This window comes from Wolbachia endosymbiont (group A) of Eristalinus aeneus, assembly GCF_964026915.1.
Taxonomy (GTDB): domain Bacteria; phylum Pseudomonadota; class Alphaproteobacteria; order Rickettsiales; family Anaplasmataceae; genus Wolbachia; species Wolbachia pipientis.
Map to the genome: position 1 here is coordinate 1214455 of NZ_OZ034712.1, position 15483 is coordinate 1229937.

General features: G+C 35.2%; 14 protein-coding genes and 1 pseudogene. 11 read left to right on the forward strand and 4 right to left on the reverse strand.

Features of this window, described 5'->3' with window-relative positions; genetic code table 11:
- Positions 1 to 340: 340 nt before the first annotated feature.
- From AAGD62_RS06260 to AAGD62_RS06285, 6 genes and pseudogenes are all read left to right on the forward strand, one after another.
- Positions 341 to 688, forward strand: a complete 348-nt coding sequence (locus tag AAGD62_RS06260; RefSeq protein WP_155968342.1) for an IS630 transposase-related protein — start codon at positions 341 to 343, stop codon at positions 686 to 688.
- Between the two features lie 28 nt (positions 689 to 716).
- Positions 717 to 1199, forward strand: coding sequence for an IS630 family transposase (locus AAGD62_RS06265; RefSeq protein ID WP_231115908.1), 483 nt, complete (start codon positions 717 to 719; stop codon positions 1197 to 1199).
- 71 nt (positions 1200 to 1270) lie between these two features.
- Positions 1271 to 2103 (forward strand): annotated as a pseudogene (locus AAGD62_RS06270) (IS5 family transposase).
- A 52-nt stretch (positions 2104 to 2155) separates the two neighbouring features.
- The gene (locus AAGD62_RS06275; protein WP_213863524.1) at positions 2156 to 2866 is read left to right on the forward strand and encodes an ankyrin repeat domain-containing protein; all 711 of its coding nucleotides are present in this window, start codon (positions 2156 to 2158) and stop codon (positions 2864 to 2866) included.
- A 25-nt stretch (positions 2867 to 2891) separates the two neighbouring features.
- Positions 2892 to 3353: an ankyrin repeat domain-containing protein gene (locus AAGD62_RS06280; RefSeq protein WP_155969317.1), complete on the forward strand. Its 462-nt coding sequence runs from the start codon at positions 2892 to 2894 to the stop codon at positions 3351 to 3353.
- 290 nt (positions 3354 to 3643) lie between these two features.
- The gene (locus AAGD62_RS06285; protein WP_341812717.1) at positions 3644 to 5386 is read left to right on the forward strand and encodes a recombinase family protein; all 1743 of its coding nucleotides are present in this window, start codon (positions 3644 to 3646) and stop codon (positions 5384 to 5386) included.
- Here the strand turns inward: AAGD62_RS06285 and mnmA are convergent.
- The 3 genes from mnmA to AAGD62_RS06300 all read right to left on the reverse strand — a co-directional run bounded on the left by mnmA (position 5358) and on the right by AAGD62_RS06300 (position 9308).
- Positions 5358 to 6470 carry a tRNA 2-thiouridine(34) synthase MnmA gene (gene mnmA, locus AAGD62_RS06290; protein WP_155969313.1) on the reverse strand — a complete coding sequence of 371 codons (1113 nt, stop codon included), beginning with the start codon at positions 6468 to 6470 and terminating at the stop codon, positions 5358 to 5360. The genes AAGD62_RS06285 and mnmA overlap by 29 nt on opposite strands.
- Positions 6471 to 6786: 316 nt before the next feature.
- Positions 6787 to 7863 carry a rod shape-determining protein gene (locus AAGD62_RS06295; protein WP_007548791.1) on the reverse strand — a complete coding sequence of 359 codons (1077 nt, stop codon included), beginning with the start codon at positions 7861 to 7863 and terminating at the stop codon, positions 6787 to 6789.
- Positions 7864 to 7886: 23 nt separating this feature from the next.
- A complete protein-coding gene (locus AAGD62_RS06300; protein WP_155969311.1) occupies positions 7887 to 9308 on the reverse strand; it encodes a carboxypeptidase in 1422 nt (473 codons plus the stop codon).
- A gap of 275 nt (positions 9309 to 9583) precedes the next feature.
- On the opposite strand from AAGD62_RS06300, the gene AAGD62_RS06305 reads away from it, so the two are divergent.
- The 4 genes from AAGD62_RS06305 to AAGD62_RS06320 all read left to right on the forward strand — a co-directional run bounded on the left by AAGD62_RS06305 (position 9584) and on the right by AAGD62_RS06320 (position 14216).
- The gene (locus AAGD62_RS06305; protein WP_010081889.1) at positions 9584 to 10063 is read left to right on the forward strand and encodes an OmpA family protein; all 480 of its coding nucleotides are present in this window, start codon (positions 9584 to 9586) and stop codon (positions 10061 to 10063) included.
- Between the two features lie 183 nt (positions 10064 to 10246).
- A complete protein-coding gene (gene tilS / locus AAGD62_RS06310) occupies positions 10247 to 11542 on the forward strand; it encodes a tRNA lysidine(34) synthetase TilS (RefSeq protein WP_007548788.1) in 1296 nt (431 codons plus the stop codon).
- 12 nt (positions 11543 to 11554) lie between these two features.
- The gene (gene ftsH, locus AAGD62_RS06315; protein ID WP_012673393.1) at positions 11555 to 13393 is read left to right on the forward strand and encodes an ATP-dependent zinc metalloprotease FtsH; all 1839 of its coding nucleotides are present in this window, start codon (positions 11555 to 11557) and stop codon (positions 13391 to 13393) included.
- Between the two features lie 154 nt (positions 13394 to 13547).
- Positions 13548 to 14216, forward strand: a complete 669-nt coding sequence (locus AAGD62_RS06320; protein ID WP_010081999.1) for a hypothetical protein — start codon at positions 13548 to 13550, stop codon at positions 14214 to 14216.
- Here AAGD62_RS06320 and tmk read toward each other — a convergent pair.
- A complete protein-coding gene (gene tmk, locus AAGD62_RS06325; protein WP_155969309.1) occupies positions 14209 to 14799 on the reverse strand; it encodes a dTMP kinase in 591 nt (196 codons plus the stop codon). The genes AAGD62_RS06320 and tmk overlap by 8 nt on opposite strands.
- A gap of 108 nt (positions 14800 to 14907) precedes the next feature.
- Here tmk and AAGD62_RS06330 point away from each other — a divergent pair, with 108 nt between their 5' ends.
- Positions 14908 to 15480 carry a thioredoxin family protein gene (locus AAGD62_RS06330; protein WP_006279694.1) on the forward strand — a complete coding sequence of 191 codons (573 nt, stop codon included), beginning with the start codon at positions 14908 to 14910 and terminating at the stop codon, positions 15478 to 15480.
- Positions 15481 to 15483 lie beyond the last annotated feature (3 nt).

The following is a 15483-nucleotide window of genomic DNA, read 5'->3' on the forward strand; positions in this document are numbered from 1 at the left end:
TTTGTACGAACATTTGTTTTTGTTAAACACAACAAATCCCAGTGTCAGCTACTTGCATCTACCACACAACTGTACGAACATTGCAATTTGCAGGCAATTTGCGTGGCAGATGGTGTCATCCCAGTGCCCAGACACTGGGATCCAGCCTTTTCATAATCATCAAAACGTTGTATTTTAACATAAAACGGCTACTTTTATGCTTACCAACTTAATAAAATTTCTGGATCCAAGTGTCAAGCACTGTGATGACACCCTCCTGCTAGACAATGTTCGTACAGTTGTACATCTATAGTACTTCCCAAAGTAAATGATAAAGGTATAATAAGCTATTTGAGTTATAATGGCGTATAGTGTGGATTTAAGGGAAAGGGCAGTATCGATGATAGAAAAAGGGAAGTCAAAGGTTGAGGTGGCAGAGCTTTTGGAGATAGGAATAGCAACTCTGTACCGCTGGTTAAGAAAGAAAGCCGCTGGTGAAAGCCTAAGGCCATCGAAAAACGGCAGCTTTATTCGAAAAATAGACCCAAAAATACTCGAAGAATATGTTAAAAAGAATCCAGATCATACGCTGGCAGAGATGAAACAAAATCTTGGATTTGGAATAAATTCAATTTGGTATAGGCTGAAACAGCTAAGAATTACTTTAAAAAAAAGTTACACTATATCAAGAGCGCAATCAAGAAGATAGGCAGCGATTTACCGATAAAATCTCAAAAATAGACCATTCCAGCATCTTATATATAGATGAAGCAGGAGTTGATAATAGGTTATACCGAGAGTATGGACGTGCTCCAATAGGAAAGAAAATTTATGCAGATATTCCAGGAAGAAAACGAGAGAGAATCAGTATAATAGGCGGGTGGATTGGAAAGAGATTTATTGCACCAATGACTTTCAAAGGTGGGTGTGACAAAGAGGTATTCAATACATGGTTAGAGAAGATGTTATTACCTAAATTGCCACATGGTACTACAATAGTTATGGACAATGCCACATTCCATAAAACTCCCAAAACAAAGGAGTTAATAGATAATGCTAGATGCCGTTTGCTCTATCTACCAACATATTCACCAGATTTGAACCCTATAGAGCATTGTTGGAATACCATCAAAAGCCGCCTCAGACCTTTAATGCATAAATATACAGACTTACAACTTTTGGTTGGTAATACCATAATGGAAATTTATCATTCATTTTAGAAAATACTATAGGAGGTTGTCCGGAAATAAGTAAAAGGCTATAATATCTGAAATTTTAGTACGGGGTAAAGATGAGAAAAAAGTATCCAACAGATCTAAGCGAAAGGGAATGGGCAAGAATAGAAAAACACTTCAGAGTATCATACAAGAAAGGAGGAAGGCCGCCAAAGTATAGCAAAAGAGAAATATTAGAAGCAATTTTCTATGTATTGCGTACAGGGTGTCAATGGCGGTATTTACCAAATGATTTTCCGCTATGGAAGACTGTGTATGAGCAGTTCAGGCAATGGAAGAAGCAGGGAATTTTTGAGAAAATGAATTATGAAATTACAAAATATAGTAGAAGAAAAATAGGAAGGAATGAGCAGCCGAGTGCCTGTATAGTAGATAGTCAATCTGTAAAGACTACAGAAAAGGGGGGATCAAAGGCTATGATGGAAGTAAAAAAGTAAAGGGTAGAAAAAGGCATATAATTACAGACACTCAGGGTTTTATACTAGGTTGTTACGTAGGCGCTGCTAACGAAAATGATAGAGATGGTATTAAAATAGCATTAAACAATATGAGAACAAAATATACTAAAGTTAAAAAAATGTGGGCTGACATGGGATACCAAGGAAGAAATTTAAAGAATCACATAAAGGAAGAATATGACATAGATATTGAAATTGTTAAAAGGCCTCCATGTAGATTTTGGGTGCACAAAGATACGCCACCTGAGCTACTACCAACAAGAGAACAAGGGTTTAAAGTACAGCCAAGAAGATGGGTTGTAGAAAGGACTTTTGCTTGGGTTAATAGGAATAGAAGGCTATCGAAGGAGTATGATTTACTCACAACATCCACTGAGAATTTCATATACCTAGCTATGAGTAGGGTTATGTTAAAGAGGGAATATGCTTGAATTTACTAGTTTCCGGACAACCTCTAGAAAAGCTAATTTTGTGAGGTATGAAATGAGTTTTAGCAAGAGTAAGTTTTTTAAAGAAGTATCAAGTAACGGGTTTAAAAACATTAATAAAAGAAATGAAGAAGGAGAGACGATCTTGCATCAAGCAGTAGAAATCTCTGATTACAAAACAGTGAGATTATTAATAAAAAAAGGAGCAGAGGTAAATGCAAGAGATAAAAATGGTTATACACCTCTACACTGTGCAGTATTCGCAAAGAGTTTAGAAAATGTAAAAGTGCTGCTAAGGTCGGGAGCAGAAGTAAATGCCACTCAATATGTCACTGGATGTACGCCACTGCACTCTGCGTGCAAGATGGGAGGAGCAGGAGTTGAAATAATAAAAGAGCTGGTAAAGGCTGGAGCTGAAGTTAATCAACTGAATAAGTACGGCGCAACGCCAATGTATTACATCTGGGAAAGTGAAAAGTATCGTCTATGTGATAGCAAAGAGAGTGAAAAGGCGAGTAAATTTCTGAGAGAAAAAGGAGGAATAACAAAAAGTAGAGAACTGACGTGCTATGGAATAGAGGGGCTAGTGGGAGAAATAGCAGACATGTTGAATGGAAGCTACATGCCGGAGCTAAAAATAATAGAGATAGGAGAAATAAGGAAGAGAGACAAATCGCTAATAAAGAAAGAATGTCAAAATTTAGCAAGCAAGATAATCAGCCAAGTGAATGCAATGATAGATGAGGTGGTAAAAAGGAAGGCTTAGGTTTAAAGAAAAGGTGGGGTAAGTTATGGTAAAGCTGGGTAAAAAAGATAAGTCACTATTAGAGAACTCGTTTAAAAATATTTATGAAAGAGACGAAAAAGGAAGAACAGCTCTACATTATGCAGTAGAGGTAAAAACAGTGAGGTTATTAATCGAAAAAGGAGTAGATGTGAATGCAGCAGATGTAAGAGGACATACAGCACTGCATCTAGCGATAACGGAGAAACGTCTAGAAACAGTTAGAGAATTGATAGAATCAGGAGGGAATGTAAATGCTGAAGAGTATGGCAATAAATGCACTCCGCTGCATCTTGCATGTATGGTAGGAGAAAAAGAAATAGTGGAGGAGCTAGTAAAAGCAGGGGCTGAAATAGAGCAAGCAGATAAATTTGGAATAACAGCGATGGATTATGCGAAAAATAGCAAAGAAATAGCCGAGGTATTAAAGAAAGAAACAGAGAAAATGGAAAGTTTGTTAAAAAAATAAGAGTCGTATCAGAAAGCGCAACAGCAGTTGGTAAAGGAAGGGCTAGACCAAATTTGAAGGCTGTAGCTGATAAAAGTTGGTCTTTTTCATAAGAGTAAATGGATTGATGGAAAAAAGGAGTGGTAAGGCTCCTTGCACTACAAAAACATTTGCAGGAGAAACTATGAGAAAAAGAACATTAACTTGCCGATACGAGCCAGATGAATTAGCGGAACAACATCTAGCAGACGCCTATGAGCTGTTACTAAGGTATGCGGTAAAAAGAAACAATGAAAAGGAGATAAAGAAAAATGATAACAGTGGCCTTATATGCAAGAGTTTCATCGAAGAGTCAAGCGCAGAACAATACAATAGAGAGTCAAATTGCCGAGCTCAAGCATAGAATTGCTGCAGATAAGCATGAGTTATTGAATGAGTATGAATTTAAGGATGATGGGCTTAGTGGGTGGAGTTTAGAACGTGAAGGTTTAGATGCATTACGTGATAAAGTAGGAGAAGATCAAATTGATAAAATTTATATTCATTCACCTGACCGACTATCAAGAAAATCTGCACATCAAATGATACTACTTGATGAATTTGAAAAAGCAGGAGTAGAAGTAATATTCTTAAATCATAAGACTGAAAATAATCCAGAGTCTAAATTGTTATTGGGAATGCAAGGATTAGTGGCAGAATATGAGTGTACAAAGATTATGGAACGTAGTCGTAGGGGAAAACTCCATAGAGCAAAAAAAGGCTGTGTAAGTGTAATTGGCATTGCACCTTTTGGTTATAATCGTATAAAGCATGTAGATAGAGAAAAGACAAAGTTTGAAATAAATGAAGAGGAAGCAAAAATAGTAAAGCAGCTATTCATGTGGGTAGGGCAAGAGAGAATAAGTATAAGGGAAGTGATACGTAGACTAAGAGATAAGTCAATTAGAACAAGAACTGGAAAGAAGGTGTGGTGTCCAATAATAATTTGGAAGGTATTAAGAAATCCAGCATATAAAGGACAAGCAGCGTTTGGTAAATTAAAGAGGGTTGAAAGAAGAGAAAGAAATAAACAAAAGGTTTCTATCTGTCGCACAGATGAGGACAGCTGGATTTATATACCAGTACCAAAAATAGTTGATGAAGGGTTATTTAATAAAGTACAAAAGCAACTGGATGAAAATAGAAAAAGAGCAAGGATGCAGAGAGAGGGAGGAAAAAAGAAATATCTATTACAAGGTCTAGTTGTGTGTCAAAACTGTGGATATGCGTATAGTGGTGCACAATGTGGAGTTGAAGGAAAAAAGTTTAGCTATTATCGCTGTAGTAGTACTATACGTATTACTGATGGTAGGGAGAAGTGTACTAATAAATTGGTCCGTACAGATATGTTAGAAACAGCTATATGGGAAAAGGTGAAAAATTTACTAAAAAACCCAGAGATAATAAAAAATGAGTATCACCGTAGAATTGCAGAAAATAAAAATGATGAATCATCAGATAAGAAGTTTGCAAGAAGGGAAAATCAAATAAAACAAGGCATCGAAAAGTTAATGGAAGACTATTATAGTCAAGAAAATGTAGGAGATAAAGGATATATAAGTGAGGAAGAATTTAAACAGACGATGAAAGGAATGAGGGAACGCTTAAGAGGGATAGAAGAAGAGAAGAAAAAGGTAGTTGATCAAAAAGCAATAGAGAAGGGAATGAACCTTATCATCAACAGTATAAAGAGTCTTTATTCCAGTGTAAAATCTAATTTGGAACAGCTAGATTGGCAAACTAAGCGTGGCATCATTAAAGCATTAGTAGAACGAATTCAGATTGGTTATGACCAGGTAGAAGTGGCGTTTAGAATCGAAGAACCAGCACAGGATGGAGAGATTTTTAATTTGCAACATTGTACTGGACGTCATGATAAGGAGGCTGGCGGAGTTTGTCAAGGAAGTTTTTTCGTTTCTATTCCCAATGTTATATGGTTATGCAAGAAGTCTATTGTATGTTTACACTCTGCATTAAAGCTTTTGGTTAAGAGCATATCCATCCACCGCCGATAACTTGCTCATCTTTATACGCTACACAGGCTTGACCTGGACTGATGCCAAAGTAATCGTCGTTTAAAATGACACAGGCTTTATTTTTTTCGTCAGTTGAATGTATTGTTGCTAAACTTCCCGCATGTGATGATCTCAGCTTCACAGTTACTTCCATACCTTCCTTTGGTTGTTCTAACCAATTTAACTCTTTGATCAATATCTTTTTTTGCATTAACGCGTTGATCGGGCCTACTATAACCTCATTATTCTCTGTATTAATTTTTATCACGTAAAGAGGTTCATTGTGTGCGATACCCAAGCCCTTTCTTTGCCCCACTGTAAAATTTACTATGCCACTGTGCTCGCCTAGCACTTTTCCATTAACATCCACTATTTTACCTTTCTGTAGAGATTGTGGAGCTAATTTAGCTATTGTTTTACTATAGCTTTCGGAAACAAAGCATATATCTTGACTGTCCGGCTTTTCAGAAATTTGTAAGCTGAAATACTTTGCTAATTTTCTTATATCACTTTTATAGAACCCACCTAGTGGAAATCGCAAAAGCTTCAATTGCTCTTGAGTTGTAGCAAACAAAAAATAACTTTGATCTTTACTTTTATCAATGCTTCTGCACAACTTTACCTCACCATTTTTTTCTAACCTTCTCACGTAATGTCCTGTTACGAGCACATCCGCACCAAGATTTTTTGTAACTTGCAATAGATCACGAAATTTTACCGTTTGGTTACATCTCACGCATGGTATGGGAGTTTCTCCACGCATATAGGTACTCGCAAAATCCTCTATTACTTCCTTTTTGAATATTTCCTCATAGTTTAAAATATAGTGAGGAAAGCCAACACTTTCAGCTACACGCTTAGCGTCATAAATATCCTGTCCAGCGCAGCATGCACCCTTTCTTGCGTTAGCATTGCCATCAGTGCCATATAGCTGAAGAGTTACACCTATCACCTGGTACCCAAGGTTATGTAGCAGTGCTGCAGCAACCGAGCTATCAACTCCCCCGGACATTGCAACAATAGCCTTGGTCTGGTGCGGAGCTTTATCTTTTAGCAGAGGTTCAATTTCAAATTCTTTTAGCATAATCGCCTTAATTTATAAACGCAAATCTTGTGTCATTCCAACATACAACTGTGCAAACGTTTTGATTTGGGGGCAATTTACATAGTAGATGATGTCATGAAAGTAGCTGACACTGGAATCTAGCTTCTATTACACAAATTCATTAAAACAGCATATTTATTTGTAATCAAGTTTCCTGGATCCCAGTGTTAGCTACTCGGATGACACCCTTTTCTGCTAGAAGTTGCCTTCAAATTACTTGGTGCATGACACTGGGATCTCATTTATATTACATAATTCCATCAAAACAATTCGATAAACTACCTTCAAAAATAATTTAATCTTGCTTGAATAAAACATGGCCAAAATAATCCATGTTTTCAAGCACTTTTCCACTACCTAAGGCAACACAACAAAGTGGGTCATCTGCAACACGAACCGGTAATTTTGTTGTTTCACTGATAACTTTACCTAGATTACGTAATAATCCACCACCACCGGATAAAACTATTCCTCTATCGACTATATCAGAAGAAAGTTCAGGTGGAGTGCTCTCCAGCGCAGTCTTAATAGCAGAAATTATCTGATGTACAGGCTCTATTAAACTCTCTGCAACTTGGTATTCTGATAAAAGCATTTCTTTTGGCATGCCACTCACTAAATCCCTGCCCTTAATTATCATTCCCTCTTTGTTATTTTCACCTGGCAGACTGGCTGAACCTATGCTTTTCTTAATTTTCTCAGCGGTTGTTTCACCGATTAATAATTTATGATTTTCACGAATATATGATTTTATTGCTTCATCCATAATATCGCCACCTACTCTGGCAGAACGTGAATAAACAATTCCACCTAAAGAAATAATTGCAACTTCAGTTGTACCGCCTCCTATATCAACAATCATAGAACCCTCAGGTTCAGTAACCGGGAGCCCAGCTCCGATTGCTGCAGCCATTGGTTCTTCAATTAAAAATACTTCATTTGCACCAGCACTTTCTGCTGCATCTTGTATAGCACGCCTTTCAACTGGCGTGGATCCAGATGGAACGCATATGATAATATTAGGTTTATTAACAGTGAATTTTGTGTTTGCACTGCGTATGAAATATTTTAGCATTTCTTCCGCACTTTTAAAATCAGCAATAACTCCATCCTTTAAGGGCCTTATCGCCTCTATTTCTCCAGGCGTTTTCCCAAGCATCATTTTAGCTTTTTTACCAAAAGCATAAGGAACGTAACTTCCTTTTTCTTTTATTCTTGCTACAACTGAAGGCTCATCAAGCACTATTCCCTGATTTTTCTGATAAACTAAAGTGTTTGCAGTACCAAGGTCTATAGCAATATCGCTAGCAAACAAACCTTTGAAAGTAAAAAGGCTATAAAACTTTCCGGTTAATTTTCGAACAAAATTCATACGCAACTCAAGAAAATCATTTATTAAGACAAATTATACTTTTCAGATAAGTAGCTAATGCAGCACTCAACGTCTAAACCCTTACCTGTTACTTTTTTTAGCAGTTCCAGGCCACACTTTGCACTGTATATATTTTGAGATAACCAACTGATAAGTAAACTAAAATCTCCTTTTATTATAGCACTTAATGATTCGTAATGATTCTTTTTAACGCAAGAGAAAATCTGCACAGCAGCAATTAAAGCAATAATTTTTATAGGAAAGTAGCCCATAACACCGCTTGCCCAATATTCATCTTGAAAATAAGTGTTTAGCTCATTTTCAGCTTTTACTGGAATTTTATAGTGCTTCATACCTTCCAGCCACGCATCATGCAGGTCTTTGACTTCCAATGTACCATTTATTATATCTTGTTCTAACCTAGTTCTCAACATAATATGAGCTAACAGACTAAATTCATCTGCATTTTTTAAAAAAGAAGAAAGGTTTATTTCATTGAAAATCAAGTACAAATTTTCAACACTGCTAACTTTCTCGTTAGTTTTGCCTTTTATAGCAAATTTCTCTTTTATGTGTGGTTGAATGAACTCAATAAATTCTCTGGATGTTCCAATCATCCTTTCCATGAATAACCCTTGAGTTTCATACATAACATGTCTCGTAATTGGACTACTTATAGAATTTTGCGCTAAACATTTTTGATAAATTGCATAACCACTATGCCGTAAAAGTGAAAATAAACCATAACAAAAATCAGATTCATCATAATCTATAGGGTAGTAATAAGAAGTACGAATCTCATTTAGTGCAATACCCATTTGCTGTAAACATAATGAGCCAAGTTCAATCTGTTTCTGAGTAGCAACTTTTTGTATATTAGTAACCTTATCCTTTTTCTGCTTTTCAATTATTTTATCTACATTTTCGCTAAAAAATTTGCCTACCTTGGGGAATACTTCCCTTATATTCTTTTCTGTGATATCAGAGTCATAGTCAGCAAGCAGTGAGTCGTATTTTGAGCATTTTAATTGCTGCGATTTTATAGAAGCTACTTCGCGAATGAGTGTGATTAAATCAGTAAAACGTTCTTTTAGTTTTTCTAAGTTACTGGTTTCAGAATGAGATAGCTTCCATAAATCTTGGCATTCAACCTTAGCTTTGGATAAAGACTTTACTAAATCAATAGGAACAGCACTGTTGCTTTTATGTATTCTCTCTATTAACTTTAGCTGCTGAGTATTTGCACTTTTTTTGTTACCAAGAGCATCTGCTAATGATTCCTTTATTGCGTCATGAGAGATAATTTCATGTCTGATTTCTTCTAGAAGACTCATTTGTTCAACTTTGTCCTCTATATTCAATTGGCTTTGGTTTAGTACTTTTAGCGTATTTTCGATATTCTTTACCCTATATAATACTTCCTCTAAAAACTTATAAGATTGCATATTTGTTCATTATTTTAGAAAACATCTGTTTAATACCGTAATAGATTAATAATAAAGTTAAAAGTATATTTGCTTAAAGTACAATAAAAAATTGTACTTTTTATTCTTTTATTGGATTTTTCTACTCAGAGTCCAGCATATTATAGGAAAATTAATTGTAAGGTTGTAGAAAAAGTATTTAGTATTTTATTTCTCTTGACTATATTACAATATGGAGAGATATTAGCTACTGAAATTAAAGTTACGCACTATTTAAAATTTATGGAGGTTTAGTAATGTGGAGTAGACTGGTTATAATGTGCTGTTTTTGTTTATTACTTACTGGTGTAAGTTCTTGCCCAAAAAAAGGAGCAAATACAACAAATAAAATAAATTCTGTTGTTAAGCAGATAGGTGATAAAAGAGTTTTCTTTGGTTATGATGAATCTAGTATTGCTGAAGTAAGTGCAGATGCATTACTTGACGTAATGGAGGTGTTACAAGATAACCCTGACGCGAAGGTTACTTTAACTGGTCACACTGACAACCGTGGTTCTCATGAATATAATCTTGCGCTAGGCGCTAGAAGGGCAGATGCAGCTAAAAAATTTATGGTTAGTTGTACACCCTACATAGAAAACAGAATAAAAACTGCTTCTAAAGGTGAAACTGAGCCTTTGGTTAATGTAAAAGATGATTCTAGAAATTCTAAATATGAAAAAGAGCATGCTAAAAATCGTAGAGTGGAATTTTCATTTTCTGGAATAAAGAAATAGTTTCTTGCATTAAAACCTGGATCCCAGTGTCAAACACTGGGATGACATAAAGAAAGGGCACTGGGGTAGACAAAAAAGGACAAACTTGCATATTTCGTTGTTTGTTAGCGGGATCTATATATACCACAAATAAGTCGCGGTATGACGTAAGAGATCTGACCTGTCTGGCCATCAAGAGACATAATGGAATTAGAGTTATTATTTCAAAATGTGGTTAATAGTTTTGCTTTCTATAACAATCAAGTTGCAGTTGCAGTATCAGGTGGTGTAGATAGTATAGTCTTACTGCACTTAATGACTAACTGGGCAAAAAAAAACAAGCTTTCACTTCCTACAGCATTAACAGTAAATCATGGGTTACGTCCAGAGTCTCAAAAAGAAGCTGATTTTGTTGTAAGTTATGCAAAGGAACTTGGAGCAAAGGAATCGTTCATATTAAATTGGGAGAAGCAAAATATTAAAGGCAATATTCAGTTACAGGCACGAAAAGCACGGTATAAGTTACTAGCAGAGTGGTGTAAAAATAATAATGTTAAATATTTACTTGTTGCTCATCACAAAGATGATCAAGCAGAAACGTTCTTGTTAAGATTAGAGCGAGGTAGTGGCGTAGATGGATTATCATCAATGGACTACAAGTCTTTCCTAAATGGTATTTATATATTTAGGCCATTGTTAAATTTTAGTCGTAGTGAAATAGAAAAGTACGCTAAGCTTCATCGGTTAAAATGGATCGAAGATAGAAGCAACTATGACTTAAAATACAGGCGAACTTTATACCGTAACTTACTTAAAGCAAGTGATAATCAAGAGATTTTAACAGAGCGAATATGCCTCACAGCCCTTCATATGAAAAGAGCTGCAAAAGCGTTGATGCACTACACACGCCTTGCGTTTAATGACTGCGTTAATGTGCATGATCTTGGTTATATTGAAATTAAACTAAGTGAGTTTTATCAATTGCCAGAGGAAATAGCCTTGAGGCTTCTTCTTTACTCCATAATGGCAATTGCCAGTAAACATTATAAACCAAGGTACAACAGCCTTATCGTAATATTTAATAAAATATTGCAAAAGGATAGTAATGTTAACTGTACACTTTCTGGGTGTAAAATAAGAAAACATGGAGAAAATATCTTGATAATTAGAGAATCGTCAAAGATACAAGAAATTACCTTAAACCTACCTTTAAATGAACCTACTCAATGGGATAACAGATTTAGCTGCACAATACTCGGAAATCAAGAGTGTTCAGTTATCATCGCTCCATTAAAAAAAACACAAAAAGTTCCTGAATTTCTGAAGGATTACAACTGCTGCCCTGAAGTTTTCTATTCTTTGCCTGTAGTGCTAAAAGATGGAAAGGTGCTTGCTTATCCTGATGTAAATTATAACGGAAAAAATACCAATGACGATAAGGTTCAATGCATTATTAATAGCACGATAAAACAAAATTTGGTAAGCTTGATTAGTATTTAGTTAGAAATAGAAATGAAAAAATTTTTAGAAGGCTTATTGATCTGGTTAGTAATTATTGTTCTTATTTCAGTTGCTTATATTCAGTTCAGCGGAAATGTAGGTAAAAGTAAAACAATTATACCTTTTTCGGAATTTTTAACTAGACTAGAAGACAATGATGTAGAAAATATTGTCATAAAAAACCAGAGCATTGAAGGCAAGTTCAGGGACGGTTCAAGTTTCAATTCAAGCGGTGTCATATATAGCGACCTAATAAAAAATTTACATGATAGAAAAGTGAGATTCTCCTTTTCAACTGGAGATTCTGCCATGAACGTAATTGGTGGATTACTTATCTCATGGGTCCCAACATTTATCTTTATTGGCTTCTTGCTATTCTTTCTTAAACAAACACAAGCGGGGGGCAACAGAACTATAAGCTTTGGCAAGTCAAGGGCTAGACTCATGACTAGTGGAAAAAAAGTAACATTTGATGATGTTGCCGGAATTGATGAAGCAAAAGAAGAGCTAGTAGAGATCGTTGATTTTCTTAAACAAAGGCAAAAATTTCAAATATTAGGTGGAAAAATACCAAAAGGGTGCCTTTTGATTGGCTCTCCTGGAACTGGTAAAACTTTACTTGCTCGTGCAATTGCAGGAGAAGCTAATGTGCCATTCTTTAGTATTTCTGGATCTGATTTTGTTGAAATGTTTGTGGGTGTTGGTGCAAGTCGTGTTCGTGATATGTTTGATCAAGGCAAGAAAAATGCTCCTTGTATAATTTTTATAGATGAAATAGATGCGGTGGGTAGACATCGTGGCATTGGTCTTGGTGGCGGCAATGATGAAAGAGAACAAACATTAAATCAGTTATTAGTTGAGATGGATGGCTTTGAGTCTAATGAAGGTGTAATAATAATTGCTGCGACTAACCGTCCGGATGTCTTAGATCCAGCACTGCTTAGACCTGGTCGTTTTGACCGACAGATTACTATTTCTTTACCCGATATAAATGGGCGTGAAAAGATATTAAATACTCATATAAAGAAAATATCAATAGCACCAGATGTAAACGTGAAAACAGTTGCAAGAGGAACACCAGGTTTTTCAGGGGCTGATCTAGCAAATTTGGTGAATGAATCTGCACTTATCGCTGCAAGAAGAAACAAGAAGATTGTTACCATGGATGATTTCGAATATGCACGTGATAAAGTGATGATGGGCGTAGAAAGGCGATCTCTCATTATGACAGAAGAGGAAAAGAGACTGACTGCATACCATGAAGCTGGTCATGCGATGATTGCTGTTAATATGCCTGCTTCTGATCCTATACACAAGGCAACAATTATTCCACGCGGTAGGGCACTCGGTTTAGTTATGAGACTACCAGAAACAGATAGAGTGTCCCTCACAAGAGAAAAGATGCTAGCAGATATAACTGTTGCAATGGGTGGAAGAGTGGCAGAAGAGCTAATTTTTGGCTACGATAAAGTCACAAGCGGTGCATCTTCGGATATAAAACAAGCATCTGATTTATCACGCGCTATGGTAACAAAATGGGGAATGAGTGACAAAATAGGCCCGATCTATCACAATCGCGAACAAACCATACATGGTTCTGAGATAATTTCTGAAGATACGTTAAAACTTATAGATGAAGAAGTGAAGAAAGTTGTATCTTCTTGCTATGAAAAAGCAAAAGACATTTTGACCAAGCATAAGAAAGGCTTAGATCTCATTGCCGAAAATCTACTGGAGTTTGAAACTTTAACAGGAGATGAAATAAAGGACATATTAAATGGAAAAAAAATTGTTAGAGAGGAAAATGAGAAGAATGAGAAAATAAAAAAATCCTCTCTCTATGAGAGTTGACCTCATCTTAAAAATGCTAATCAGCTAACGCTGCAATAAAACATTCAGAATTGTAACTGTCAATATAAATTGTATTAAAATATTCATAATATTGCATTTTCATCACAATAATGCTATCATTCAGTTAGTATTAATGTTTAATGAGGTGTGAGTAATGATTGATATAGCTTCTATTGGTGTAAGTACAGTTATTGATCAGAATTATAGAAGAAAAGCACAATTATGTTTATCAGGATTATTTGTAACTGTGTCAATAGCAACTGTTACCTGGTTTATTTTCCCTGCGTCACAAAATGTATTAGCTCCGTTTTTACTTCCGGCTATGTTCTTGCTCTTCACTTTATCGATGGGTTATTACATGTTCATATTTAGTTGTGAAGAAAAATCTTTGGTAAAGAATGTTCTTGGTATGGTTGAACCGGCTGAATCGGTAAAGAGAGTGCATTGCCAAGAAAATATTAAGTCCTTATTAGCAGAAGTGAGAAGTACTACGAAAGATAGGTTTCGTAACGTGCTTGTTAATCTTTGTTTTGAAGATCGTAGTAAAGCACACAAACTTGCATTATATGTGAAAGAAATTGACGATATTGTGTCTTCAATAAAAAATAAAGACCTCTTAGACCATTTTGATCAATTTTTTACTATTACTGAAGTAAGCAATAAAAAAAATAGAAGTGAATTAATGAACCTCGCAAGGGCATATAAGATGATAAGTGAAGAAGATCCAGACAAAATACAGGATTTTTTAGCTACTCAAACAAAAAGTTATTCATATGAAATAATGTTACCTGAAATTGATAATTTTCTATCACAAGCTAGGTGATTTTATCAATAATTTCATTGTGTACGTGATTATCATTTTTTGTTTCAATTCCAGTGATAACACTGCACCTAACGGGCTCTTTTATGGCTATTTCCTGAAATCCTTTTCTGACCTTATTGTAAAAATTAACATCCATTTCTTCATATTTATTCTTGTCTTTTGCTCTATTTAACCCAACTTTAACATCAATATCTAGAATGAATGTAATATCTGGATATTTAATTTCCACTAGCTTATGTAAGTCCCTTATTAGCCCTAAGTCAACTCCAAACCCATATCCTTGATATGCAATAGTTGAATCAATAAACCGATCACAAATCACTATTTTTCCTTCTGCAAGAGCTGGTAATATTAATTTTTTCATATGTTCGCGCCTCATCGAGATAAGTAGCAAGAGTTCAGAAATAGGATCAATGTTATTCGTTAACAACACTCCTCTTATCTTTTCTGCAAAATCAGTACCACCTGGTTCTCGAGTCAATACCACATTATTTTCGCCGTGAATTTGCTTAAAATGATTTGCAAGTAGCTTAGATTGTGTTGTTTTACCAGAGCCGTCTATTCCTTCGAAAGTTATGAACATAAGTTTTATAATTATAATACTAAAAAAGAATATGCAAACAGTATACATAGAAACCGTTTGACATTTAAATAATAAGACCGTAAATTACATGTGGTATAATAATAGTCTATGGTTGCTCTGAATACTCCTAAAGTCGATTTTAGTTTTACTGCAAAAGATTTTAATCTTTTGGGAGTAGACAATAAATATTATGCATTAAGTGACTGTTGTGGAAAAAATGGTCTTATTATAATGTTTATATGCAATCACTGTCCTTACGTTCAGTCAATTATTAGCAATCTGGTAAGCGATGTTGATCAATTGAAAAAAGATTATCAGGTAAACACCATTGCAATAATGCCAAATGATGTAAATGAATATCCAGAAGATTCCTTTGAAAATATGATTAATTTTGCCAAGGAAAATAAGTTTACATTTCCATATTTAATTGATAGTACACAGAAAATAGCTAAAGAATACGGGGCTGTTTGCACTCCTGACTTTTTCGGCTTTAATTCCAATTTAAACCTTTGCTATCGTGGACGTTTTAACGACACAAAAAAAGAAAAGGTTCAAAGCTATGAAGTAGGAAGTAGTGACTTATTTCAAGCTATGAAATTTATTGCAGAAACTGGTAATTCTCCAATTGACCAAAAATCAAGTATTGGCTGCTCAATTAAATGGTCTAATTCTACAGGTTAAATA